Genomic DNA, 20,705 nt, shown 5'->3' with positions numbered 1-20,705 from the left:
GTCACCCGATGCGCTGCGTCGACTCGGCGTCGAAGAGCAGGGTCTTCGCGGCCTGCGGCACGAGCCAGCCGCGATCGCCGGGAGCCGGCTCGTGGTCCTCGGGCACGACGACCTGGAACTTGTGCCCGCTCGCGTTCACGGCGATGAGCACGCTCGCGCCGAGGTTCTCGACGACGCTCACCTCCGCCGGGATCGCCCCGGGCTCCTCGCTCGAGACCCAGCGCAGGTACTCGGGGCGGATGCCCCAAATCACCGTCTGACCGTCGCGCACGAGCCCCTCGGTGCCCGCCGGCACCGGCACCGACGTCTCGCCGATCGAGATGCCGCCGCCCGTGACCGTCGTCTCGACGAGGTTCATCGGGTTCGACCCGATGAAGCCGGCGACGAAGGTGTTGTTCGGCCGCTGGAACACCTCGCGGGGCGTGCCGATCTGCTGGAGCTTTCCCGCCTTCATGACCGCGATGCGGTCGGCGAGCGCGAGCGCCTCGGCCTGGTCGTGCGTGACGAACACCGTCGTGACGCCGAGGTCGCGCTGCAGCTCCTTGAGGAAGGTGCGCGCCTCGAGGCGGAGCCTCGCGTCGAGGTTCGACAGCGGCTCGTCGAGTAGCAGCACGTCGGGGCGGGTCGCAACCGCGCGGGCGAGCGCGACGCGCTGCTGCTGCCCGCCCGAGAGCTGGCCCGGACGGCGCTCGATGAGGCCCTGCAGCGACAGGCCGTCGGCAACCTTCTCGGCCGTGGCCCGGCGCTCGTCGCGCCCCACGTGTTTGATGCGCAGCGGGTAGGCGATGTTGTCGCCCACGTCCATGTGCGGGAAGAGCGCGTAGTCCTGGAAGACCATCGCGACCCCGCGCGCCCCGGGCTCGGCGTTCGTGACGTCGCGGTCGCCGATGACGAGCGAACCGGCGGTGATCGCCTCGAGGCCCGCGATGGAACGGAGCAGGGTGGTCTTGCCGCAGCCCGAGGGGCCGAGCAGGGCGAAGAACTCGCCGTCGTGGATCTGCACGTCGACCTCGTCGACGCCGCGGACGCCTCCGGGGTACTCCTTGACGAGTTGAGTGGCGTTGATGCCGGCCATCAGGACTTGATACCTCCATGGAAGCGGAAACCGTAGCGACGGTTGACGACGAAATAGATGATGAGCACGGGCGCCGAGAACAGCAGCGCGAAGGTCGAGATGAGCCGGAGGTCGGCCTGCCCGCTCTCGGTGTAGAAGGTGTACATGAGCACCGCCGCGGGCTGCATGTCGGGGCTGCGCAGCAGGATGAAGGGCACGAGGAAGTTGCCCCAGACCTGCACGATCGTCCAGATCGAGATGAAGGCGAGGCCGGGCCGCGCGATCGGCGCGACCACGTCGCGGAGGATCCGGAACGGGCCGGCGCCGTAGAGCCTCGCCGATTCCTCGTACGACTTCGGGATCGAGTCCATGAAGTCCTTCAGGATGAAGATCACGGTCGGCAGGATGCCGCCCGCGAGCACGAGGAGCACGCCGACGTAGGAGTTGATGAGTCCGAGCTGCGTGATGATCTGGAACGTCGGCACCATCGCCGCCGTGCCCGTCACGATCGAGGAGAGCAGCAGCAGCGCGTACAGGATGCCGTCGCGCCCCGGGATCCGGATGCGGCTCATCGCGTAGGCGGCGAGCGCGCCGAGCACGACGACGATCACCATCGTGCCGACTCCGAGCAGCAGCGAGTTGCCGATCGAGCGCAGCGCGTACGGGTTCTCGGCGAGGCGGGCGAAGTTGTCGAGCGTCCAGTCGGGCCATGACAGCGACAGCGACGGCGTCGCGTCGAACGGCGCGAGCACGAGCCAGACCAACGGCAGCGCGAAGAGCAGGCCGACGATCGTCATGATGAGCGCGAAGGCGACGCGGGCGAGGAAGTGCCGAACGGTCGTGTTCGCGGCGACCTTCCGGACGGGGGTGGCGGTCATCGCTTCTTCCTTCCCTTCGACACGCGCACGTAGGCGAGCGCGATGACGAGGTTGATGAGCAGCATGATGAGCGAGATCGCGGCGCCGAGGCCGAGCTGGCCGCCGGGGATCGCCGTCTCGTAGATGTACACCGAGAGGATCTCGGTCTTGCCGTTCGGCCCGCCCGCCGTCACGAGGTACGGCGTGAAGGTGTTGAACGTCCACAGCGTGATGAGCAGCGTGTTCGTGAGGATGTGCCCCTTGATGTTCGGCACGATCACGTCGCGGAGCTGCTGCCACCCGGTGGCGCCGACCATCTTGGCGCTCTCGATCTGCGACGGCGGCACGGCATTGAGCGCCGAGGAGAAGAGCTGCATCGAGAAGGCCGTGCCGACCCAGATGTTGAAGATGATGATCGACTGCATCGGGTGGTCGATCAGCCAGGCGGTGCCTTCGGTGCCGAGGAGACCGTTGATCGTGCCCGACCGCCGGTCGAGCAGGACGAGCCAGAGGAACGAGGCGACGGATGCCGGGATCACCCAGGCGGCCAGCACGAGTCCCTCGATGAGCCCCTTGGTCCAGCCGTCGATGTTGCGCACCGACCAGGCGAGCCCGAAGCCGATGAGCGTCTGGCCGATGATGCCCGAGAAGAGCACGAAGATGAGCGTCAGCCAGAGGGAGTTCCAGAACGACGGGTCGGTCAGCGCCTCGACGTAGTTGTCGAGGCCGACGAATTCCGGCGACGCGGCCTGCAGTCCGGTGAGCCGGTAGTCGGTCATGCCGAGCCAGATCGTCCAGACGGCGGGGAACAGCAGGAAGATGCCGATGAGGATCAGGGCGGGCGCGACGAAGATGCCCGCCCGCACGGTTCCGAGGCCGGCGACGTCGTCGGCCCGCCGCCGGCGGGGAGCGATCGCGCTCCCCGCCGGCGTCGTGGTGCTGGTGGTCATCGCCTAGCCACCCGAGACCGCGTCGTCTCCGACGATGTCCTTCGCCGCGTCGGCGTACGTGCTCGCGGCATCGGCCACGCTCGTGCCCGAGACCACGTCGAGGGTCGCCTGCTGCAGCGCGGTCGAGATCTGCGGGTAGGCGGCGAGCGGCGGGCGGTACGCCGTGATCGGCAGTACCTCTTCGCTCACGTAGGTGAGCATCGGGTCGTCGGCGAGCATCTCGTCGTTCACGTCGGTGCGCGGCGTGATGGCGAGGGTGCCGGCGTTGCGGGCCTCGTAGGCATCGGCCGAGTTCATGAACGCGAGCAGCTCCCATGCGAGCTCGGGGTGCTCGCTGTTCGGGTTCAGCACGCGGCCGGTGCCACCCGACATCGACACGAAGTCCTGGTCGTCGATGCCGGAGCCCGACTTCATCGCGGGGATCTTGGTGTAGCCGACGACGTCGTCGCGGTTCGCCATCGGCGCGGTGCCGACGCCCTCTTCGGGGTTGATGACGCTGCGCCAGAAGTAGTCGCCCTCGAGGAGGATGCCGATCTGGTTCGCGGCGAACATCTGGAACGAGGTGTCGCGGCCGGCCGCCTCCTGCTGGAGCACGGCGTCACCGAGGCCCTCGTCGACGTAGATCGTCTTGTAGAGGTCGAGCACGTCGTTCAGGCCGTCGGTGTCGCCGACCCACTTGCCGTCTTCGTAGACCTGCTCGCCCGTGCCGACGAGCAGCGGCAGCAGGCCCTGCATCGTCGTCGCCTCGCCCATCGCGGTGCCCGCGTTGAGCTGGATCGGCGTGACGCCGTCGATCTTCTTGAGGTCGCGTGCCGCGTCGAGCACGTCGTCCCAGCTCTCGGGCTGCCAGTCGGCCGGAAGGCCGGCCTGCTCGAAGAGGTCCTTGTTGTAGTAGAGCACGCGGCCGTCGGCGCCCTGCGGCACGCCGTAGCGCTCGTCGTCGAACGAGAGCGCCTGCTGCACGGCCTCGGGGATCTGCTCCCAGCCCTCCCATGCGTCGACGGAGTCGCCGCCGACCTCGGCGAGCGGCTTGATGTAGCCGGCCTCGGCGAACTCGCCGACCCAGATGCCGTCCATGCCGATGATGTCGGCGCCCTCGCCCGACTGCAGGTCGAGGGCGATCTTGGTCTTGTAGTTCTCGTCGTCGACGCCCTGCGGCTCGAACTCGACGGTGACGTCCTTGCCGTCCTTCTTCATGGCGGCTTCGAACTCGGGGACGACCCAGTCCGCGATCCAGTCGGCCTCAGCGGCGTTCTTGCCGCCGGTGATGGCGTTCGCCGTGATCGTGAGGGTCACCGGTCCGTCCTCCGACGCCTCGGGTGCTTCGCCGGAGCAACCGGCGAAGACGAGGGCGCCCGCGGTCGCGACGGCGAATGCCGCCAGAACCCTGCGCTTGCTGTGATTGATCATCTTCGACCTCTCTCATGGATTCGCCCGCCGAGCCTCTCGTCGGCAGGGTGGTGCTGGTGGTGCTGGTGGTGCTCGTGTTGCGTGGTGCTCAGGCCCGCCGCTCGCCGGCGGCGCCCGCCTCCGACGCCTCGCCGAGCGGTGCGCCGATCGAGTCGGCGAGGGTGCGGAGCATCCGCTGGCCGACGATGATGTCGGCGACCCCCTCCGCGACGGATGGGCCGGGCTCCGGATGCCCCGCGGCGAGTGCCGCGAACGACCGGAGCTCATGCTCGAACGCCTCCTCCTGCATCCATCGCGTCTCGGAACGCCGCGACCCGAGGGGTTCGGCGTTCTCGACGACGGTGAGCACGGTGGGGACGTTCAGCACGTAGGGCACCGCGAAGGTGAGGGCGATCGTGCCCGCCTCGTGGTGGAAGGTGACGGTCTCGCGGTACTCGGGGTAGCGCGGGATGAAGTGCCAGTCGATCGACCACGGCACGTCGGTGCGCTCGGCGAGGGTGCCGCCGAGGCTGAGCGATCCGGGGAAGGCCGGGCCCGTGTGGCGGGCGCGGTCGACCGTGCCGATGCCGCCGACGAGGTGCCGCAGGAGCCCGATGTCGTGCACGATCGAGCCGAGCACGACGTTCGTGTAGAGCTTCGGAAGCGGGTCAGCGGCGTCGCCGATGGCCGTGGCGACCGTCGCGTCGGTCGCGGCGATGAGTGCGGCGAGCGTCTCGGCGGGCACGTCGGACGGCGGAGCCGCGAGGTTCGCGAAGGCGAGCTGCGCGCCGTCGGCCGGGTGCAGCACCTCGACGGTCACCGCCCGGATCTCGACCTCGGCGAGCAGGGCCTTCGCCGCCGCGGATGCCGGGTCGTGCTCCTTCATGTAGCCGACCCGAACCCACTCGGCCAGGTCGATGCCGCGGTCGCCTGCGACCTCGCGGAGCGCCTCGGCCTCGGCGAGCGAGAACGCGAGCGGCTTCTCGGCGAGCACGCGGATTCCGGCGGCGACGAGTCGCGCGACATCCGCCGCGTGCGAGCCCGAGGTCGCGAGGATGGCGCCGTCGACGCGGATGGCGCCGGCTGCGACGGCATCGATGAGCGACTCGATCGAGGCGAAGGCTGCGACTCCGGCGCCGGATGCCTCGGCGATCTCGCGTGCGCGAGCGTCGGAGAGGTCGACGACGGCGACGAGTTCGATGAGATCGGCGTTGCGCCGGATGAGCGGCAGGTGCACGCTCTGGCTGATCGCGCCGAGGCCGATCACGGCGATGCGCACGCGTTCGCCGCGCGGCGCGGCATCGCCGGCAGGGACGGGCTGCTCGTCGAACCCGGTCATGCGAACCACCGCCGCAGGCGCTCGCGGTTCGCGACTTGATCGGCGCGCGCGCGGGCGACGTCGTCGGCGTCCTGCAGGATGACGTCCTGCTCGACGACGATCCAGCCGTCGTAGCTTGAGTCGACGATCGTGTCGACGATGCGGTCGACCTCGAGGTCGCCCTCGCCGAGCGCGACGAACACGCGCCGCTCCCAGATGTCGCGCATCGGGTCGGCCGAGCCGGCCGCCGCGGCGAGCACCGAGCGGTCGGCGTCCTTCAGGTGCACGTGGTTGATGCGCTCGGCCCAGCGCGGGAAGTCGGTGACCGGGTCGCCGCCGCCCACGAGCAGGTGCCCGGTGTCGAACGTCAGGTCGACGTCGGTGTCGGCGAGGAATCGATCGATCTCGCGCGGCGTCTCGATGTAGGTGCTCGCGTGATGGTGGAAGGTCGGCTCGAGACCCGCCGCGCGCGTGAGGTCGGCGGCACGCTGCACGCGCGCGGCGAAGACCGCCCAACGTGCGTCGTCGAGCTCGAGCTCGGGGGCGCCGCCGGGACGCGCCTTGCGCTCGGGCGAGCCCGAGTCGGCGAGCGTCGGCTTGGGCGCACGATCGGGGGCGACGGCGGCGGCCGCCGCGAACAGCTCGAGCGTCGGAGCGAGCGCGGCGAACGCGTGCTCGAATTCCTCGTCGGTGCCGGCGAAGGGCAGGTCGACCCAGCCGCCGGCGAGCGCGAGACCGTGACGTTCGAGGAGCCGGGGCAGCTCCAGCCGATCACCGAACAGGCCGACCGGGCCGAGATCGATGCCCTCGTACCCTGCCTCGGCCACCCACGTCGCCAGCTGCTCGCCATCGGGCAGCGGCACGACATCGGGGCGGGAAAGTTCGAAGACGCCATAACTGACCGGCGCGTTCGCAGTTCGGATCACCGAGAGTCCTCTCAACCGTTGGGACGCTGCAGTGCGTCTCCGCGGTCAAGGGTAACTAAGTTCGGACATACTTACAACAGCACGTGACAGGTCGCCTCGACGGGTCGATCAGACACTGACGAGCGGTGCCGCGATCGCCTCGAGCGCGCCCGGCACCAGGCGGTAGTACGCCCACGTTCCCCGCTTCGAGCGCGAGAGGATGCCGGCCTCGGTGAGGATCTTGAGGTGATGCGACACGGTCGGCTGGCTGAGGCCGACGGGCTCGGTGAGGTCGCACACGCACGCCTCCTGCCCTTCGGATGCCGCGACGATCGAGACGAGTCGCAGCCGCACGGGGTCGGCGATGGCCTTGAGCGTGCGCGCGAAGACCTCGGCATCGGATGCGGTGATGGTCTCGCGGGTGAGCGGACCGCAGCATGCGGCGGGCGCGACCCCGGCGGCGGCCTCGGCGGCGTCGCGCGAGACGAGGGGCAGCTCGATGATGGTCACGATCACCACTCTACCCATATATTGACAACTGTCGATATAGTCGCCAGAATCGCCATATCGACAGCCTTCAATGAATGAGAGACACGGATGACCCTCATCGACCTCACCGCTCCGAGCACCACCGCCCCCTCGCGACTGCAGGGCCTGCCCGTCGCCATCGTCGGCGCCGGCCCCATCGGCCTCGCCGCCGCGGCGAACCTGACCGAGCGCGGCATCGACTTCGTGCTGCTCGAAGCCGGCGACCGCATCGGTGCGAGCGTCATGCAATGGGGGCACACCCGACTGTTCTCCCCTTGGAAGCACCTCGTCGACCCCGCGGCCGCGCGCCTGCTCTCCGCGACGGGCTGGAGCCCGCAGCCCGCCGATTCCCTGCCGACGGGAACCGAGCTCGTCGAGAGGTTCCTCGCCCCGTTGGCCGCACTCCCGGCGATCGCCGACCGCACCCGTCTCGGCGTCGACGTCACCGACATCACCCGCGAGGGCATGGACCGCACCCGCACCACCGGTCGGGCGCAGACGCCGTTCCTGCTGCGTGTGCGCAGCGCCGACCGCGTCGAAGAGCTCACCGCCCGTGCGGTGATCGACGCCTCGGGCACCTACCTCACCCCCAACAGCCTCGGCTCCTCGGGGCTCGACCCGCTCGGCCTGCCCGACGTGGCCGACCTGGTGAGCCACGCGCTGCCCGACGTGCTCGGCCGCGAACGCGCCGCTTTCGCGGGCCTGCACACCGTCGTCGTCGGCGCCGGGCACTCCGCGGCCAACACCCTGCTGAAGCTCGCGACGCTCGCCGAGCAGGAGCCCGCCACGCGCATCACCTGGGTCATCCGCAACGCCACGGCCGCACGGGTCTCGACCTCGCCCGATGACGAGCTCGCAGCGCGGGCATCGATCGGGGCCCGCGTCGACGCACTCGTCGATGCCGGCCGCATCGAGCTCGTCGATCGGTTCGAGATCGTGCGGCTCGCACGAGACGTGGTCGACGAGGCATCCGTCGCCCGCATCACCGGCCGCCGCGGCGACGGGCTCGAGACGATCTCGGCCGACCGCATCGTGAACGCCACCGGGTTCCGTCCGAACCTCGAGATGCTCCGCGAGATCCGCCTCGAGCTCGACGACATCGTCGAGGCGCCCCGCCGGCTCGCGCCGCTCATCGACCCGAACGTGCACTCGTGCGGCACGGTGGAGCCGCACGGCTTCGCCGAGCTCACCCAGCCCGAACGCGACTTCTTCATCGTGGGCATGAAGAGCTACGGACGCGCGCCGACCTTCCTGCTCGCGACCGGGTACGAGCAGGTCCGCTCGGTGTCCGCGTGGCTCGCCGGTGACGCCGCGGCCGCCCGCAACGTCGAACTCGTGCTGCCGGCGACGGGCGTGTGCTCGACCGGCGGCGCCGTCTCGACGAATGGCTCTGCGACGCCGGACGCGGGCGGATGCTGCGGTTGAACCGCCCGTTCACCTCGACGTCACCTGACCCGTCTATGCTGCTGCCGACCATCGAGAGCGAGAACCCGTGACCGACACCCCCACCGTCCTGTTCGTCTGCGTGCACAACGCCGGCCGCTCCCAGATGGCCGCCGGCTATCTGCGCGCGCTTGCGGGCGACCGCGTCGAGGTGCTGTCGGCCGGATCCGAGCCGAAGGACGAGATCAACCCGGTCGCCGTCGCGGCAATGGCCGAAGCGGGCATCGACATCGCCGGCAATGCGCCGAAGGTGCTCACGGTCGATGCCGTGCGCGAGTCCGACGTCGTGATCACCATGGGCTGCGGCGACGCCTGCCCGATCTTCCCCGGCAAGCGGTACGAGGACTGGGAGCTCGAAGATCCCGCCGGCAAAGATCTCGAGACGGTGCGCCGCGTGCGCGACGACATCCGCTCGCGCGTCGAGGCGCTCATCGCCGAGATCGCGCCGGTGGCGACGGGCGCCTAGCCCGAGCCGGAACGGACGGCCCGGTCTACGTCGCGCGGGCCGTGAACATCGCGACGAACGCGAGCCCCGCCATGACGGCCGTCATCGCGGCGTACGAGCCGACGCCCGTGGCCACGGCCGCTCCGATCGCCGGCGAGAGGGCCATCGCGATCGTGATCGGCGCGGCGAAGGCGCCGTTGATGGCGCCGTAGTTGCGCGTGCCCCATCGATCGGCGACCGCCGACGCCTGCACGAGCGTGTACGCACCGCGCACGGCGCCGGCGACGACGCCGATCGCGATGAGCAGCCAGACCGGGCCGGGCACGAGCGCGAGCGCGGTGAGCGAGATCGCGGTGAGCGCGCAGACGACTGCGACGGGCACCCACGGCCGTGCGCCGCGCGGCAGCACGAGGAACAGCAGCCGGCCGATCACCTGGCCCGCACCGACCAGGCCGAGCGCGAGCGCCGCGAACTCGAAGGTCAGGCCCTTCTCCATATAGAGCGGCACCGCGGCGAGCGTCGTGCTCATCAGCGCCACGCTGACGGCGATCATCGTGATCTCGAGCATCCAGAAGCGACGCGTGCGCAGTACCGAGGAGACCGTGTGCACGGCCTCCTCGTGCGCCGCATGCCGGTGCGGCCATCGACGCTCGAGCGACAGCAGGTGCAGCGGCACCGTGACGACGGCGAGCACCGCGGCGAGCAGGAGGAAGGTCGCCCGCCAGTCGAGCACCGAGAGCAGGGCGGCGACGATCGGAGCGAAGATCGTCGAGGCGAGCCCGCCCGCCAGCGTCAGGATCGTCATCGGCAGCTGGCGTCGTTCACCGTAGCGGCGAGTGATCACGGTGAAGGCCGCCTGGTAGAGCACGGCCGATTGCGCGACGCCGCACACGATCCATGCCGCGGCGAAGAGCACGAGGTCGGGCGCGGATGCGACGCCCACGAGCCCGGCGGCACCGACCAGTGATCCGAGGCTCATGACGGTGCGCGGTCCGCGCTCGTCGAGCAGCCGCCCGACGAGCACTCCGGCGAACGCCGACACCACGAGGCCGGCCGAGAACGCGGCGGTGATCGCGACGAGCGACCAGCCCGTCTCGCGCGCCACCTCGGGCGCCGCGACGATCATCGCGTAGTAGAGGATGCCCCAGCTGACCACCTGCCCGATCGACAGCGCAGCGAGGCGCAGGCCCAGTCGGCCGGCAGGCACGGGCGACGCCTCGACTCGGTCGATACGGTCGGCACGGCTCACCTCTCCCACGCTATCGCGGGCCGCGGACGACCGTCGGCGCGCTCCGTGAACCCCTGCTGAACGGTCGGCCGGACGAGGTTCAGCCCACGTACCCGCGGAACGGGTCGTTCGCCGCGGCGCGTCTGGCCCGCTCTGCTTCGGCGGCGGTGACGCCGCGATCGAGGTCGGCCAGCAGGTCGTGGATGCGATCATCGCGCTCGGCCTCGTAGGCCTCGTCGACCTCGATCTCGGGCCACTCGCCCCACTCCCGGTCGAGTCGCGTCTCGATCGCACCCGAGACCTCGTCCCAGGCCTCTTCACGCGCCCGCTCCGCGAATGCCCTGAGGTACTCAGGATCGTTGCGGCGCTCCCACAGCTCTTTCGCCACGGCCGCGTAGACCTGCTCGCGCCGGCGGAGGTTCGCGGCATCCGCTCGACGATAGTCGTGCTCGTGCGATGAACGGCCCTCGCGCTTCGCGGCGGCGGAGCGCGCCTCTCCGGTGATCTCGGCGACCTCGTCGGCCTCCTGCACGAGCTCGTAGAGCACCTCGCGCGCGGCCGCGGCCGCACGCTCGGGCGCGAAGGGCTCCTCGCCGCGCAGCGCCTCGACGATCATGCGGTTCTTCAGCGCCATGCGACCGGCCGACTCGGCGACGAGCACGCCTTCCGCGAGCATCTCGTCGAAGGTGGGCACCGGGGCCTCGGGCAGCGCGGTGCGGTCGAACGGCCTGAACCGCCGTCGCTCCCGCTTGCGCCACAAGGGCATGCCGATCGACCTCCGAACACGGTGTCCGCCCGCCGTTCGGCGGTCGGAAAACGAGCCTATCGCGGCCCCCTGACGCGTCGGTGGTCGCGCTGAGTCTTCGACCATGGACCGAGCGGATGCGCGGCGCAGGCGTGCTGCAGTCGCGTCGGCGGCCGCGCTGAGTCCTCGACCATGGACCGAGCGGATGCGCGGCGCAGGCGTGCTGCATGACGCGTCGGTGGTCGCGATTAGCCTTGCCGACATGAACCGAGCGGATGCCCCGGGGCGCGCGTGCAGCATCCGCCTCGACGCTGGCCCGTGCTCGGCGCCGGTCGAGGCGGGTGCGCCCCTCGACCTCTGCACCGGGCACCTGCTCGAGGCCCACGACTGGGTGGCCGGCGAGGTCGGGGTGACCGATCTGCTGCCCGGGCCCTGTCTCGTCTGCGGCTCCAGGGTCGGGGTCGCCTACCCCTCGGGCCGCATCTGCGCGATCTGCGAGTGGCGGGTCGGCGACGTGCCCGACGGCGCAGTGGCCGACCCCAGGGTCGACGTCGTCTACTACCTCGGCTATCGCGACCAGATCAAGATCGGCACCTCGGGCAATCCGCGCGTGCGGTTCGCGAGCCTGCCGCACGACGAGGTGCTCGCCTTCGAGCTCGGCGACCGCACCGTCGAGCAGCGCCGCCACGCGCAGTTCGCGGCGCACCGCTCCCCCGGCACCGAGTGGTTCGACGTGCACGACGAGTTGCTCGCGCACATCGCCGAGCTGCGACTCGGGGTCACCGACCCGTGGGCGCAGTACGACCGGTGGGTGAGCCGGCGGCTGGCGGCGCAGAGCTAGCGGGCCGATGCCCCGGCATCGATGCGTCGCGCCACGATCGCGGCGTGGGGCCGAGTGCCCTCCTCGGAGCGGGTGTGCACCGCTTCCACCGCGAACCCCGCGGCCTCGAGCCGCTCCGTCATCGCGGACGGCGGCCAGAAGTAGGCGGTCACGACCTTGTGCGGGAACGGCTCGATGCTCGCTCCGTCGAAGAAGCCGAGCAGCAGGCTGCCCCCGGGGCGGATGCACCGTGCGAACTCGCTGAGGGCCGACGGTACCCGCTCGGGCTCGAGGTGGATCAGCGAGTACCACGCGAGGATTCCGCCGAGCGCGGCATCGGCGACGCCGAGATCGTCGAACGTGGCCACCCGGAACGGCACCTCGGGGAATCGCTCGCGCGCCCGAGCGACGAAGGCGGGAACGAGATCGACGCCCTCGACGTCGCGACCGAGGCGCCGGAGGTGGTCGGTCCAGTGACCCGGCCCGCAGCCGGCGTCGAGCACGGGCCCGTCGAGTTGCTCGGCCCATCGGGAGATGAGGTCGCGGTCGAGTTCGTGCGTGTCGGCGACCGAGCCGAGCAGCGAGATGTACTCCTCGGCACGCCCGGTGTAGGCCTCCCGCACCTCGGCGATCGACATGTCGCCCTCCGCTTCGATCCTGCTGCCCCCGGCTACCAGGGCGACGGGCGGTCGTTGTCGCGCTGCCCGTCGTCGGGCAGGTGCGGCAGCTCGGAGCCGCCGGCCCGGATGCACAGCCAGCGCAGCTGCTCTGCTCCGTCGGGAGCGCAGCGCCACGTGCGCCAGACGCCCTGCCCCACGCGCACGACGCTGCCGGCACCGACGTCGACGACCTCGTCGTCGAGGCCCATCTGGCCGCGACCGCCGAGGAACACGTAGAGCTCCTCGACCCGGGAGTGGGTGTGCCAGTACCCGGCCTCTTCACCCGGCTCGAGCGCGTTCGCCGTCATGCCGATGTACTGCATCGCGAGGTCGTGGTCGACGACCCGTCTGCCGTCGCGGGAACTCTCGGGGCGGAAGCCGCCGAAGTGCTCCCGCCACTCGTCGAGGCCGCCCATCTCCAGCACTTCGTAGTCGCTCACGTGGTCACTGTAGCGGGCGGCGCCGACACGCTGGCTACGGGCTCGCCCACGCGCTTGCTCCCCTGCTCGCCTCCCACGCACGCTCCCGCTCCGGCTCGCCGAGACGACCCGTCTTGTCGGAATGCAGGGGGCCATTCCGACAACTTGCGTCCGCTCGGCCTTGGGTGAGGTGGTGAACTCTGCGTTGCAGCGACCAGCGGCGTGGCGAGGTGGCGGCGTGGCCAGGCGATGTGGGGCAGGCGTCAGGGGCAGTGCAGCTGCGTGCGCTCGAACGAGCGGTCGATCGTGTGGCTCGACATCGCGGCGCCGCAGAGCGGGCACACCGGGGGTGCGGCCGGCGCCGGCTCCTCGTCGTAGGGACCGAGCGGAGGCGGCCCGATGTAGGGCAGCAGCTTCGCGTTCAGCCGGTCGATGAAGCCGGCGTAGCCGCGCTGGGCTCCGGTTGACGTGTCCCGCTTTCTTCGTGTCACAATCATTAGTGTACTAATGATTCGTCGCCACGTCATACTGGAAGCCCATGAACGCCAGCAGCGCACTCCCCGACACCGCCGATGAGACGGATGCCGCGACATCCGCGCCCGCTCGCATCGACGCCGACGACCTGCTCGCCCTCGAGAACCAGGTCTGCTTCGCCCTCGCCGTCGCCGCACGCGGCGTGATCGGCGTCTACCGCCCGATCCTCGAGCCGCTCGGCCTCACGCACCCGCAGTACCTCGTGATGCTCGCGCTCTGGCAGCGGAGCCCGCGAACGGTGCGCGACCTCGGCGAGGCGCTGCAGCTCGAGCCGGCGACCCTGTCACCGCTGCTCAAGCGCCTCGAAGCGCAGGGCTACCTCACGCGCGAGCGCAGCACCCGCGACGAGCGCGCGCTCGACGTGGCGCTCACGCCTGCCGGGCGGGCCCTCCGCGAACAGGCGCTCGCCATTCCGCCGCAGGTCGTCGACCGTCTCGGCATGAGCCTCGATGAGCTCGGGCGACTCCGCGACCGCCTCACCGAGGTCATCGCGGCCGTGCAGCAGGGCTGACCCGCCGCTCCAGCACGGCCGAGCCCCTCAGGCCTCGGGGCGAGACTCACGCCTCGGGGTCGAACCCGGCGACGCTCCCGTCGGCCGAGGCGTACTTCACGATGAGGCTCGCGTCTTTTCCGCCGAAGCCCTCGTCGATCAGCCGCTCGAACTGCTCGAGGGCGATGCGCGACGCCGGCATCGGCAGCCCGGCGGCATCGCCCGCGTCGAGTGCGAACGAGAGGTCCTTCTGGGCGAGCACCGCCGAGAAGGTGGCGTCGAACCCGCGGTTGGCAGGGCTCGTCGGCACGACGCCCGGAGCGGGGTACCAGGTGCGGAGCGGCCACGACTCCCCCGACGAGACGGATGCCACTTCGAAGAACTTCGCCGGGTCGAGCCCGAGCTCGGCGGCGAGCTGCGACCCCTCGGCGACGCCGAGCAGCGAGACGAAGAGCATGAGGTTGTTCGCGAGCTTCGCGGCGATGCCCATCGTGGGGCCGCCGAGGTCGAAGACGTGCGCGGCGAGCGGCCCGACGAGGTGCGTCGCCTCGGCGACATCCACCGGGTCACCGCCCAGCATGAAGGTGAGGGTCGCCGCCTCGGCTCCCGCGATGCCGCCGGAGACGGGCGAGTCGACGAAGCGGAACCCCCGTTCGACGGATGTCTCGTGGCAGAACCTCGACGTCGCGACGTCGACGGTCGAGGTGTCGAGCAGCAGCGCCGAAGCGGGGGCGGCAGCCCAGACCCCGTCTTCGCCGCCGTAGACCTCGCGCACGTGCTCGCTGCGCGGCAGCGAGGTGAACACGGCGTCGGCATCCCGTGCCGCCTCCTCGACGGTGGCGACGACGCGCACGCCGCGCTCGGCGGCCGCGGTGCGCGCCGCGGGCACGGGATCGACGCCCCGCACGATGTGTCCGGCGGCGACGAGGTTGCCCGCCATCGGTCCGCCCATGTGTCCCAGACCGATCCACGCGATGGTGGCCACGGTTCCTCCCGACCTCGTCGACGTGCAGCACGCTCTCGCGTCAACGATACGGTCGCGGCCCCGGCCCGGCAACGATGCCGCCGGTCGCCGCACCTCGGGCCATGCGCGTCAGGCCATGCCCTCCGCGGTCTGCTCGAGCTGCGACTTGGGGCGCGAACGCTGGGTGGCGAGGGCCGTGCCCGCTGCGCCGCAGACGATGAGGATCGCGATCGCCTCGGTGGGCGAGAAGGTCTCCGAGAGCACGAGCCAGCCGAACACCGCGGCGATCACGGGTCCGAAACTCGTGACGATCGCGTAGATGCGCGGCGAGATGCGCCGCAGGATCCAGGTGTCGAGGCTGTACGGCAGCGCCGACGACAGCACGCCGACGCCGAGCAGCAGGCCCACGACCGCCCAGTCGATGACCGCGGGGTCGAAGGTCGCCACCGCGAACGGCACCAGCAGCGCGAGGCTGACGATGCTCGCGACGGTGAGCCCCTCGAGGCCGGGCAGCCCCACGGCGACCCGGCGGGTGAGCAGGATGTACCCGGCCCAGGCCGCCGCCGCGGTGAGGGCGAACGCCACACCCCACGGGTCGATACCCTCGGCATCCGATGCCCCCGGGCCGATCAGCAGCACGACGCCGGCGCCCGCGGCGAGCGCGCAGATCACGTCGAGCACGCGTCGCGAGCTCGCGAGCGCGATGGCGAGCGGTCCGAGGAACTCGATCGTGGCGGCGACGCCGAGGCCGAGCAGGTGCACCGACTCGTAGAACGTCACGTTCATGATGGCGAGCACGACGCCGAGGGCGACCGCCGGCCAGAGCCGGCGCCACGTCAGCTCGGCTCGCTTCGGCCGGTAGAACGGGAGCACGGCGACGACCATCACGAGCTGGCGCACCGCGACCACGACGAACGAGCCGACGACCGGGATCACGAGGCCCGCGAGCGAGGAGCCGAAGTTGATGGAGACCTCGGTGCCGAGCTGCACCGCGGCTCCGGCGAGGCTCCGACGGTTCGCCGCGCCGTCCGTGGGCGCCGGGGTGGTCGCCGGCGCGGGGGTCGTCTGGTCGGTCACCATACGACGATACGCGTCGATGAGCGCGCCTCAGAATCCGGCGAGGCGGGCCCGCGCGGCATCGAGGTCGGGGCCCGTGCCGGGGGCGAGCACCTCGGCGACCACGAAGCCGTCGCGACGCACGAGATAGACCCGGTCGGCCCGCAGCCGGGCACGTCGCGGCCGTCCCCGGTCGCGGGCGAAGACGTGGGCCTCGACCCCGAGTTCGGCGGCGATCCGCCGCACGGCCCGCTCGGGTACGCCGTACCCGTGCACCTGCCACCGCATCGAGCGGAGGACGTCGAAGTTCTCGCCCGTCCAGCGCAGCCGGACGCCGACCGCCCCGTCGCGGCGAGTGCCCGCGGCATCCGGCACCGGATATCGGATGCGGGTCTGCGAGAGGTAGCCGAACACCCGCCGGCCGCCGAAGAGCAGGGGCGCCAGGCGAACGACGATCGGCCCGATGAGCGGCACGACTCGGCCGCGCAGGAAGCGCGCCGTCGTCGAGTCGGAGGTCACGGCGGCGAAGGCGCGATCCGTCGTCGCGACGAGCACCTTCCCGACCGGCCTTCGCTCCGCCTCGTAGCGGTCGAGCCGGGCATCGGGCATGCCGCCGACCACGACGTCGGCGAGCGCGCAGGCCAGGTCGTGCGCCTCCTGCAGCCCGGTGTTCATGCCCTGCGCGCCGACCGGCGAGTGGATGTGGGCGGCGTCCCCGACGAGGAAGCACGGACCGTCGCGGAAACGCGCGGCGAGGCGATGGTGCAGCCGGTACGTCGTGAACCAGGCGGATGCCGCGTACCGCACGCCGAACTCCCGGTCGAGCATGCCGCGCACGAGCGCCTCGGGCAGCTCGCCGTGCTCGTCGCGGTCGCGGTCGCGCACGACCCCGAGCAGGCGCGCCCGCCCCGGTCCCATCGGGAAGGCGAGCAGGAAGTGCTCGGCCGTCACGCGCACGTTGATCGCGTCGCCGACGAGCCCCGTGACACCCGAGGCATCCGCGACGTAGAAGGTGTGCTCGTTGGTGACGCCCTCGAAGGGCACGCCGAGCGTCTCCCGCACGAGCGAGTGCGCGCCGTCGGCGCCGATGCAGTAGCGGGCGCGCACGGCCACCGGACCTTCGGGACCGGCCAGCGTCGCGGTGACGGATGCCGCGGCTGCCCGGGCGCCGCCCCCACCGCTCGGCGCGATCTCGAGTCGTTCGAGCCGATGCCCCCACCGCACCTCGCGTCCGAGCTCACCGAGCGCATCGACGAGCAGTCGTTCGTTGCGGCTCTGCTCGAACACCGTGATCTCGGGATAGGGCGTGACGCCGGTGCCGAGCGCCCGCAACCGGATGCGCCCGAACGGGCGGCTGCCCCGGCCCGCGCCGGGCACGACGGTCGTCGCCGACGAGCGCTCGGCGAGCACCCGGTCGACGAGGCCGAGCTGGTCGTAGAGCTCCATCGAGCGCGCCTGCACGGCGAGGGCGCGCGACTCGCGTGTCGGCCCCTGCTTGCCGTCGACGATCACCGCGTCGACCCCCAGCTTCGCGAGGCACACCGCGGCCATGAGCCCGCTCGGACCCGCCCCGACGACGAGCACGTCGGTGTCGAGCTGCTCGGCGGCCTCGCCCATGTCTCAACTGTCGCACCGGGCCGTCCCGGATGCCAGACTCGACGAGGGGGGCGACGTGACCGAGAACGACACCGACGACCGCGAGGACCGTGGCACGGCGGGCGAGAGCCTCCTCACGGTGATCATCGCCCTCGTCGCGAACGCGCTCATCGCGATCGCGAAGTCGGCGGCCGCGGCGATCACCGGCTCGGCCTCGATGGTCGCCGAGGCGGCGCACTCGTGGGCCGACACCGGGAACGAGATCCTGCTCGTCATCGCCGAGCGCCGCTCGCGGAAGCCCGCCGATGCGCGGCATCCGCTCGGCTTCGGCAAGGACGCCTACATCTGGTCGATGTTCGCGGCCTTCGGACTCTTCACAGCGGGCTCCGTCGTCTCGATCCAGCACGGCATCAGCGAGCTCATCGACCCCGAACCGGCGAGTGACTTCGGCGTCGCCTACGTCGTGCTCGCGGTCTCGTTCGTGCTCGAGGCCGTCTCGTTCGCTCGGGCGTACCGGCAGGCGCGAGCTGCGGCCAGGTCGCAGCGACTGCACACGATCGAGCACGTCGCGAAGAGTTCGAACCCGACGCTGCGGGCGGTGTTCGCCGAGGACGCCGCGGCGCTCATCGGCCTCGTGCTCGCGTTCCTCGGCGTGCTGCTGCACCAGGTCACGGGCTCCCCCGTCTACGACGCGCTCGGCTCGATCCTCGTCGGCGTGCTGCTCGGCGTCGTCGCGGTCGTGCTCATCGGCCGGAACCGCGCGTTCCTCCTCGGCGAGGCGATCGACGAGGAGTCGCGCGACGTCGTGCTCGGCGAGCTCCTCGAGCGGCCCGAGGTCGATCGGGTCACCTTCCTGCACATCGAGTACACGGGGCCGGACACCGTCTTCGTGATCGCCGCGGTCGACCTCGCCGGCGACCGGAGCGAAGCGGATGTCGCGGCCGAACTCCGACGTCTCGAAGACGCGATTGAGGAGCCCGAACAGGTCGGGCGGGTGCTCCTCACGCTCTCGGACCCTGCCAGCCCGTCCCTCACCTTCGGCCGCCGCGCGACGACGACGCCCTGACGACGCCCTGACGACGACGCGCCGACGCGCCGACGACTTCGCGCCGACCCGCACGGCATTCCGAGAGGCTCCGCTGCCCGGCGTGCGCCGCTCGCTATCGTGAGCACAGGCGCGAGCGTGCTGCTCGCTGAGCGGAGTCCCCATGTGGTGGAACAGGAAGCGATCCCAGTCGACGACCGGCGCTCACGAGGCCGTGCAGCTCGAGGCGCCGGGCGGTGAGCACCGCAACGCCTTCATCCTGATGGGGCTCGGCGGCGCGGCCATCGCGGCATTCGGTCTCGCCGCCATCGCGGGCATCCTCGCCCCGGTCTTCTTCGCACTCGTACTGACGATCTGCGCGCACCCGCTGCGCATGTGGCTCGAGGAGCGCGGCGTGCCCCGCGGCATCGCCACGGGGTCGGTCATCACGGCCGTCGTGCTGCTGCTCGTCACCTTCGGCTACGCCGTGCTGGTCGCGTTCGGCCAGTTCGCGACCCTGCTGACGGAGTACGCCGACGAGATCAAGGCCTGGGGCGCCGGTGTCGCGCAGTGGCTGGTCTCGATCGGCATCGGCGCCGACGAGGTGTCCTCCCTGTTCGCCGACTTCGACCCGGGCACCGTGATCGGCTTCGTCGGCGGCGTCGTCGGCGGCCTCGCCGGATGGACCACGACCCTCGTCGTGCTCTTCACGATGCTGCTGCTCATGGCCATGGACGCCGGCTACCTGCCGACCCTCCTCCGCCAGCTGAAGCCGCACCGCCCGCTCGTCGTGGTCTCGCTCGTGAACTACGCGCACAACGTGCGCCGCTACATGATCGTGACGACGGTGCTCGGCGTGGCCCAGGGCCTCGTGAACTGGGTCGCGCTCACGATCATCGGGGTGCCGGGCGCATTCATCTGGGGTCTGCTGGCGTTCCTCTGCAGCTTCATCCCCAACATCGGCTACTTCATCGCGATCATCCCGCCGATCGTCTTCGCGGCCCTCGTCGGCGGATGGCCGATGGTCATCGCCGTGATCGTCGTCTACGGGCTCGTCAACGCCGTGATCCAGTCGGTCATCCAGCCGCGGGTCGTCGGCAATGCCGTGGCGCTCAGCCAGACGATCACCTTCTTCTCGGTGCTCTTCTGGGCCGTCGTCATCGGCCCGATCGGCGCGATCCTCGCGATTCCGCTCACCCTGCTCGTGCGCCTGGTGCTCGTGGACTCGAATCCGAACTCCTTCTGGATCCGCCCCATGCTCGGCGACCTCGACGAGACGAAGCGGATCATGGCCGAAGCGGAAACCGAGTCGAAGGCCGCACGCAAGGCGAGGCACTCGGGCGCTGGAGCGCGGCCGAGCGACGCGTCGAGCGAGAGCCCGGCCGCCACTGGCTGAGCGTCAGAGCACGATGCCTTCGAACGACGCCAACGGCCGCCACCCGGTGACCGCGACCGTCGACGGCAGCACGTCGGCGGCCACGAGGTCGGGCATGACGAGACCGGTGAGGCCCGCGACATCCGACACCGGCACCTGGAAGGTGCGGAACGGGCCGAGCGGCGGCGCCTCGCCCGGAGCCGGCGCGACGACCTCGCTGGTGTCGACGAGCGGCGCCTGATCGACGACGAAGGCCGTCGTCGCCAGGCGGCCGCCCGCGTTCCAGGCGACGACCTTCCAGAAGCGGAGGGGCACTCGGATGCCGCGATACGGCGGGTCGCCCGCGGCGAGCACGGGTGCCGTGAACACGCTGAGCCGCAGCCCGTAGGCCTCGGCATGCGCGAGCACATGGTCTTCGAGGCCGAGCCAGAGCTCTTTCGACTGGTTGAAGCCCGAGGCCTGCGGTGCGGCATTGGGATAGCGGAAGGTCTCGGCGTTCGCCCGGGCCGCGATCTCGGGCGCGCCCCACACGGGGTCGCGACGGCGCACGAGGTGGCCGCGGTCGAAGTCGTTGCGGGCGTAGATCTCGGGGCCGGCCTGCCAGTCGGCGGGGATGCGCTCGTCGAGCCGCCAGTCGTCGCCGCGCGGCAGGTCGATGAGCGACGGCCCGTCGACATTCACGCCCGTGACGCGCGCGAGACGCCTCGCCGTGTCGAGCACCACCGAGAAGTGCAGGTACTCGAGCTCGACGGCGGCCGGGGCGTCTGCCCCGCCCACTCGCGGCATCGCCGCGGGAACCCCCAGGAACTGCGCGTCGAATCCCATGCGCCGAGTGGACCACGACCCGCCGACACTCGCGCACTGCGCAATGGGGAGTCCTCCACCCCGCCGTGGCCGGGACCCCCT

General features: G+C 71.2%; 22 protein-coding genes. 6 read left to right on the top strand and 16 right to left on the bottom strand.

Features of this window, described 5'->3' with window-relative positions; translation table 11 throughout:
- Position 1: 1 nt before the first annotated feature.
- The 7 genes from BUR99_RS11630 to BUR99_RS11600 all read right to left on the bottom strand — a co-directional run bounded on the left by BUR99_RS11630 (position 2) and on the right by BUR99_RS11600 (position 6,983).
- Complete coding sequence (locus tag BUR99_RS11630; RefSeq protein WP_074260540.1) at positions 2–1,075, bottom strand: ABC transporter ATP-binding protein; 1,074 nt, start codon at positions 1,073–1,075, stop codon at positions 2–4.
- Positions 1,075–1,932: a carbohydrate ABC transporter permease gene (locus BUR99_RS11625; protein ID WP_074260539.1), complete on the bottom strand. Its 858-nt coding sequence runs from the start codon at positions 1,930–1,932 to the stop codon at positions 1,075–1,077. Before BUR99_RS11625 ends, BUR99_RS11630 begins: the two co-directional genes overlap by 1 nt.
- Complete coding sequence (locus BUR99_RS11620; protein ID WP_074260538.1) at positions 1,929–2,861, bottom strand: carbohydrate ABC transporter permease; 933 nt, start codon at positions 2,859–2,861, stop codon at positions 1,929–1,931. The genes BUR99_RS11625 and BUR99_RS11620 overlap by 4 nt, the downstream gene beginning before the upstream one ends.
- A 3-nt stretch (positions 2,862–2,864) precedes the next feature.
- Positions 2,865–4,271 carry an extracellular solute-binding protein gene (locus BUR99_RS11615; protein ID WP_074260537.1) on the bottom strand — a complete coding sequence of 469 codons (1,407 nt, stop codon included), beginning with the start codon at positions 4,269–4,271 and terminating at the stop codon, positions 2,865–2,867.
- An 88-nt stretch (positions 4,272–4,359) separates the two neighbouring features.
- Positions 4,360–5,589, bottom strand: a complete 1,230-nt coding sequence (locus tag BUR99_RS11610; RefSeq protein ID WP_143231613.1) for a Gfo/Idh/MocA family protein — start codon at positions 5,587–5,589, stop codon at positions 4,360–4,362.
- On the bottom strand, positions 5,586–6,494 hold the full coding sequence (locus tag BUR99_RS11605) for a TIM barrel protein (protein ID WP_159440988.1): 909 nt from the start codon (positions 6,492–6,494) through the stop codon (positions 5,586–5,588). Before BUR99_RS11605 ends, BUR99_RS11610 begins: the two co-directional genes overlap by 4 nt.
- A gap of 108 nt (positions 6,495–6,602) precedes the next feature.
- Complete coding sequence (locus BUR99_RS11600; protein ID WP_394327837.1) at positions 6,603–6,983, bottom strand: ArsR/SmtB family transcription factor; 381 nt, start codon at positions 6,981–6,983, stop codon at positions 6,603–6,605.
- Between the two features lie 87 nt (positions 6,984–7,070).
- On the opposite strand from BUR99_RS11600, the gene BUR99_RS11595 reads away from it, so the two are divergent.
- Entirely contained in the window at positions 7,071–8,426 is a 1,356-nt protein-coding gene (locus BUR99_RS11595; protein ID WP_074260536.1) for an NAD(P)-binding domain-containing protein, read from the top strand.
- 67 nt (positions 8,427–8,493) lie between these two features.
- Positions 8,494–8,910 carry an arsenate reductase ArsC gene (locus BUR99_RS11590; protein WP_074260535.1) on the top strand — a complete coding sequence of 139 codons (417 nt, stop codon included), beginning with the start codon at positions 8,494–8,496 and terminating at the stop codon, positions 8,908–8,910.
- 25 nt (positions 8,911–8,935) lie between these two features.
- Here BUR99_RS11590 and BUR99_RS11585 read toward each other — a convergent pair whose 3' ends face one another.
- Entirely contained in the window at positions 8,936–10,138 is a 1,203-nt protein-coding gene (locus tag BUR99_RS11585; protein ID WP_234980833.1) for an MFS transporter, read from the bottom strand.
- Between the two features lie 79 nt (positions 10,139–10,217).
- Positions 10,218–10,883, bottom strand: a complete 666-nt coding sequence (locus tag BUR99_RS11580) for a hypothetical protein (protein ID WP_143231612.1) — start codon at positions 10,881–10,883, stop codon at positions 10,218–10,220.
- A 241-nt stretch (positions 10,884–11,124) separates the two neighbouring features.
- Here BUR99_RS11580 and BUR99_RS11575 point away from each other — a divergent pair, with 241 nt between their 5' ends.
- Complete coding sequence (locus tag BUR99_RS11575) at positions 11,125–11,703, top strand: GIY-YIG nuclease family protein (protein WP_074260997.1); 579 nt, start codon at positions 11,125–11,127, stop codon at positions 11,701–11,703.
- Here the strand turns inward: BUR99_RS11575 and BUR99_RS11570 are convergent.
- The 3 genes from BUR99_RS11570 to BUR99_RS11560 all read right to left on the bottom strand — a co-directional run bounded on the left by BUR99_RS11570 (position 11,700) and on the right by BUR99_RS11560 (position 13,251).
- The gene (locus BUR99_RS11570) at positions 11,700–12,320 is read right to left on the bottom strand and encodes a class I SAM-dependent DNA methyltransferase (protein ID WP_074260533.1); all 621 of its coding nucleotides are present in this window, start codon (positions 12,318–12,320) and stop codon (positions 11,700–11,702) included. The two genes, BUR99_RS11575 and BUR99_RS11570, sit on opposite strands and share 4 nt — an antisense overlap.
- 32 nt (positions 12,321–12,352) lie before the next feature.
- A complete protein-coding gene (locus BUR99_RS11565; RefSeq protein WP_074260532.1) occupies positions 12,353–12,781 on the bottom strand; it encodes a cupin domain-containing protein in 429 nt (142 codons plus the stop codon).
- Between the two features lie 242 nt (positions 12,782–13,023).
- Positions 13,024–13,251: a hypothetical protein gene (locus BUR99_RS11560; RefSeq protein ID WP_234980832.1), complete on the bottom strand. Its 228-nt coding sequence runs from the start codon at positions 13,249–13,251 to the stop codon at positions 13,024–13,026.
- Between the two features lie 47 nt (positions 13,252–13,298).
- On the opposite strand from BUR99_RS11560, the gene BUR99_RS11555 reads away from it, so the two are divergent.
- The gene (locus BUR99_RS11555; protein ID WP_084183940.1) at positions 13,299–13,805 is read left to right on the top strand and encodes a MarR family winged helix-turn-helix transcriptional regulator; all 507 of its coding nucleotides are present in this window, start codon (positions 13,299–13,301) and stop codon (positions 13,803–13,805) included.
- Positions 13,806–13,851: 46 nt separating this feature from the next.
- Here BUR99_RS11555 and BUR99_RS11550 read toward each other — a convergent pair whose 3' ends face one another.
- The 3 genes from BUR99_RS11550 to BUR99_RS11540 all read right to left on the bottom strand — a co-directional run bounded on the left by BUR99_RS11550 (position 13,852) and on the right by BUR99_RS11540 (position 17,421).
- Complete coding sequence (locus BUR99_RS11550) at positions 13,852–14,769, bottom strand: NAD(P)-dependent oxidoreductase (protein WP_074260530.1); 918 nt, start codon at positions 14,767–14,769, stop codon at positions 13,852–13,854.
- A gap of 108 nt (positions 14,770–14,877) precedes the next feature.
- Positions 14,878–15,825 carry an EamA family transporter gene (locus BUR99_RS11545; RefSeq protein ID WP_234980831.1) on the bottom strand — a complete coding sequence of 316 codons (948 nt, stop codon included), beginning with the start codon at positions 15,823–15,825 and terminating at the stop codon, positions 14,878–14,880.
- A gap of 30 nt (positions 15,826–15,855) precedes the next feature.
- Entirely contained in the window at positions 15,856–17,421 is a 1,566-nt protein-coding gene (locus BUR99_RS11540) for an FAD-dependent monooxygenase (protein ID WP_074260529.1), read from the bottom strand.
- A gap of 55 nt (positions 17,422–17,476) precedes the next feature.
- On the opposite strand from BUR99_RS11540, the gene BUR99_RS11535 reads away from it, so the two are divergent.
- Together BUR99_RS11535 and BUR99_RS11530 are read left to right on the top strand one after the other, a co-directional pair.
- Positions 17,477–18,466, top strand: a complete 990-nt coding sequence (locus BUR99_RS11535) for a cation diffusion facilitator family transporter (RefSeq protein ID WP_074260994.1) — start codon at positions 17,477–17,479, stop codon at positions 18,464–18,466.
- 142 nt (positions 18,467–18,608) lie between these two features.
- Positions 18,609–19,820, top strand: a complete 1,212-nt coding sequence (locus BUR99_RS11530) for an AI-2E family transporter (RefSeq protein WP_074260528.1) — start codon at positions 18,609–18,611, stop codon at positions 19,818–19,820.
- A 3-nt stretch (positions 19,821–19,823) separates the two neighbouring features.
- Here the strand turns inward: BUR99_RS11530 and BUR99_RS11525 are convergent, their stop codons facing one another.
- Entirely contained in the window at positions 19,824–20,624 is an 801-nt protein-coding gene (locus BUR99_RS11525) for a DNA/RNA non-specific endonuclease (RefSeq protein ID WP_074260527.1), read from the bottom strand.
- Positions 20,625–20,705 lie beyond the last annotated feature (81 nt).

Origin of the sequence: Agromyces cerinus subsp. cerinus (assembly GCF_900142065.1) — a bacterium.
Classification (GTDB): Bacteria; Actinomycetota; Actinomycetes; order Actinomycetales; family Microbacteriaceae; genus Agromyces; species Agromyces cerinus.
This window is presented reverse-complemented; position numbering and strand designations above follow the sequence as displayed.

What these genes read in the sequence shown, in the direction of transcription:
- BUR99_RS11625 (WP_074260539.1), bottom strand. Translation starts at nt 1,932, where the DNA reads ATGACCGCCACCCCCGTCCGGAAGGTCGCCGCGAACACGACCGTTCGG.
- BUR99_RS11525 (WP_074260527.1), bottom strand. Translation starts at nt 20,624, where the DNA reads ATGGGATTCGACGCGCAGTTCCTGGGGGTTCCCGCGGCGATGCCGCGA.
- BUR99_RS11530 (WP_074260528.1), top strand. Translation starts at nt 18,609, where the DNA reads ATGTGGTGGAACAGGAAGCGATCCCAGTCGACGACCGGCGCTCACGAG.
- BUR99_RS11575 (WP_074260997.1), top strand. Translation starts at nt 11,125, where the DNA reads ATGAACCGAGCGGATGCCCCGGGGCGCGCGTGCAGCATCCGCCTCGAC.
- BUR99_RS11570 (WP_074260533.1), bottom strand. Translation starts at nt 12,320, where the DNA reads ATGTCGATCGCCGAGGTGCGGGAGGCCTACACCGGGCGTGCCGAGGAG.
- BUR99_RS11555 (WP_084183940.1), top strand. Translation starts at nt 13,299, where the DNA reads ATGAACGCCAGCAGCGCACTCCCCGACACCGCCGATGAGACGGATGCC.
- BUR99_RS11540 (WP_074260529.1), bottom strand. Translation starts at nt 17,421, where the DNA reads ATGGGCGAGGCCGCCGAGCAGCTCGACACCGACGTGCTCGTCGTCGGG.
- BUR99_RS11630 (WP_074260540.1), bottom strand. Translation starts at nt 1,075, where the DNA reads ATGGCCGGCATCAACGCCACTCAACTCGTCAAGGAGTACCCCGGAGGC.
- BUR99_RS11615 (WP_074260537.1), bottom strand. Translation starts at nt 4,271, where the DNA reads ATGATCAATCACAGCAAGCGCAGGGTTCTGGCGGCATTCGCCGTCGCG.
- BUR99_RS11620 (WP_074260538.1), bottom strand. Translation starts at nt 2,861, where the DNA reads ATGACCACCAGCACCACGACGCCGGCGGGGAGCGCGATCGCTCCCCGC.
- BUR99_RS11610 (WP_143231613.1), bottom strand. Translation starts at nt 5,589, where the DNA reads ATGACCGGGTTCGACGAGCAGCCCGTCCCTGCCGGCGATGCCGCGCCG.
- BUR99_RS11595 (WP_074260536.1), top strand. Translation starts at nt 7,071, where the DNA reads ATGACCCTCATCGACCTCACCGCTCCGAGCACCACCGCCCCCTCGCGA.
- BUR99_RS11580 (WP_143231612.1), bottom strand. Translation starts at nt 10,883, where the DNA reads ATGCCCTTGTGGCGCAAGCGGGAGCGACGGCGGTTCAGGCCGTTCGAC.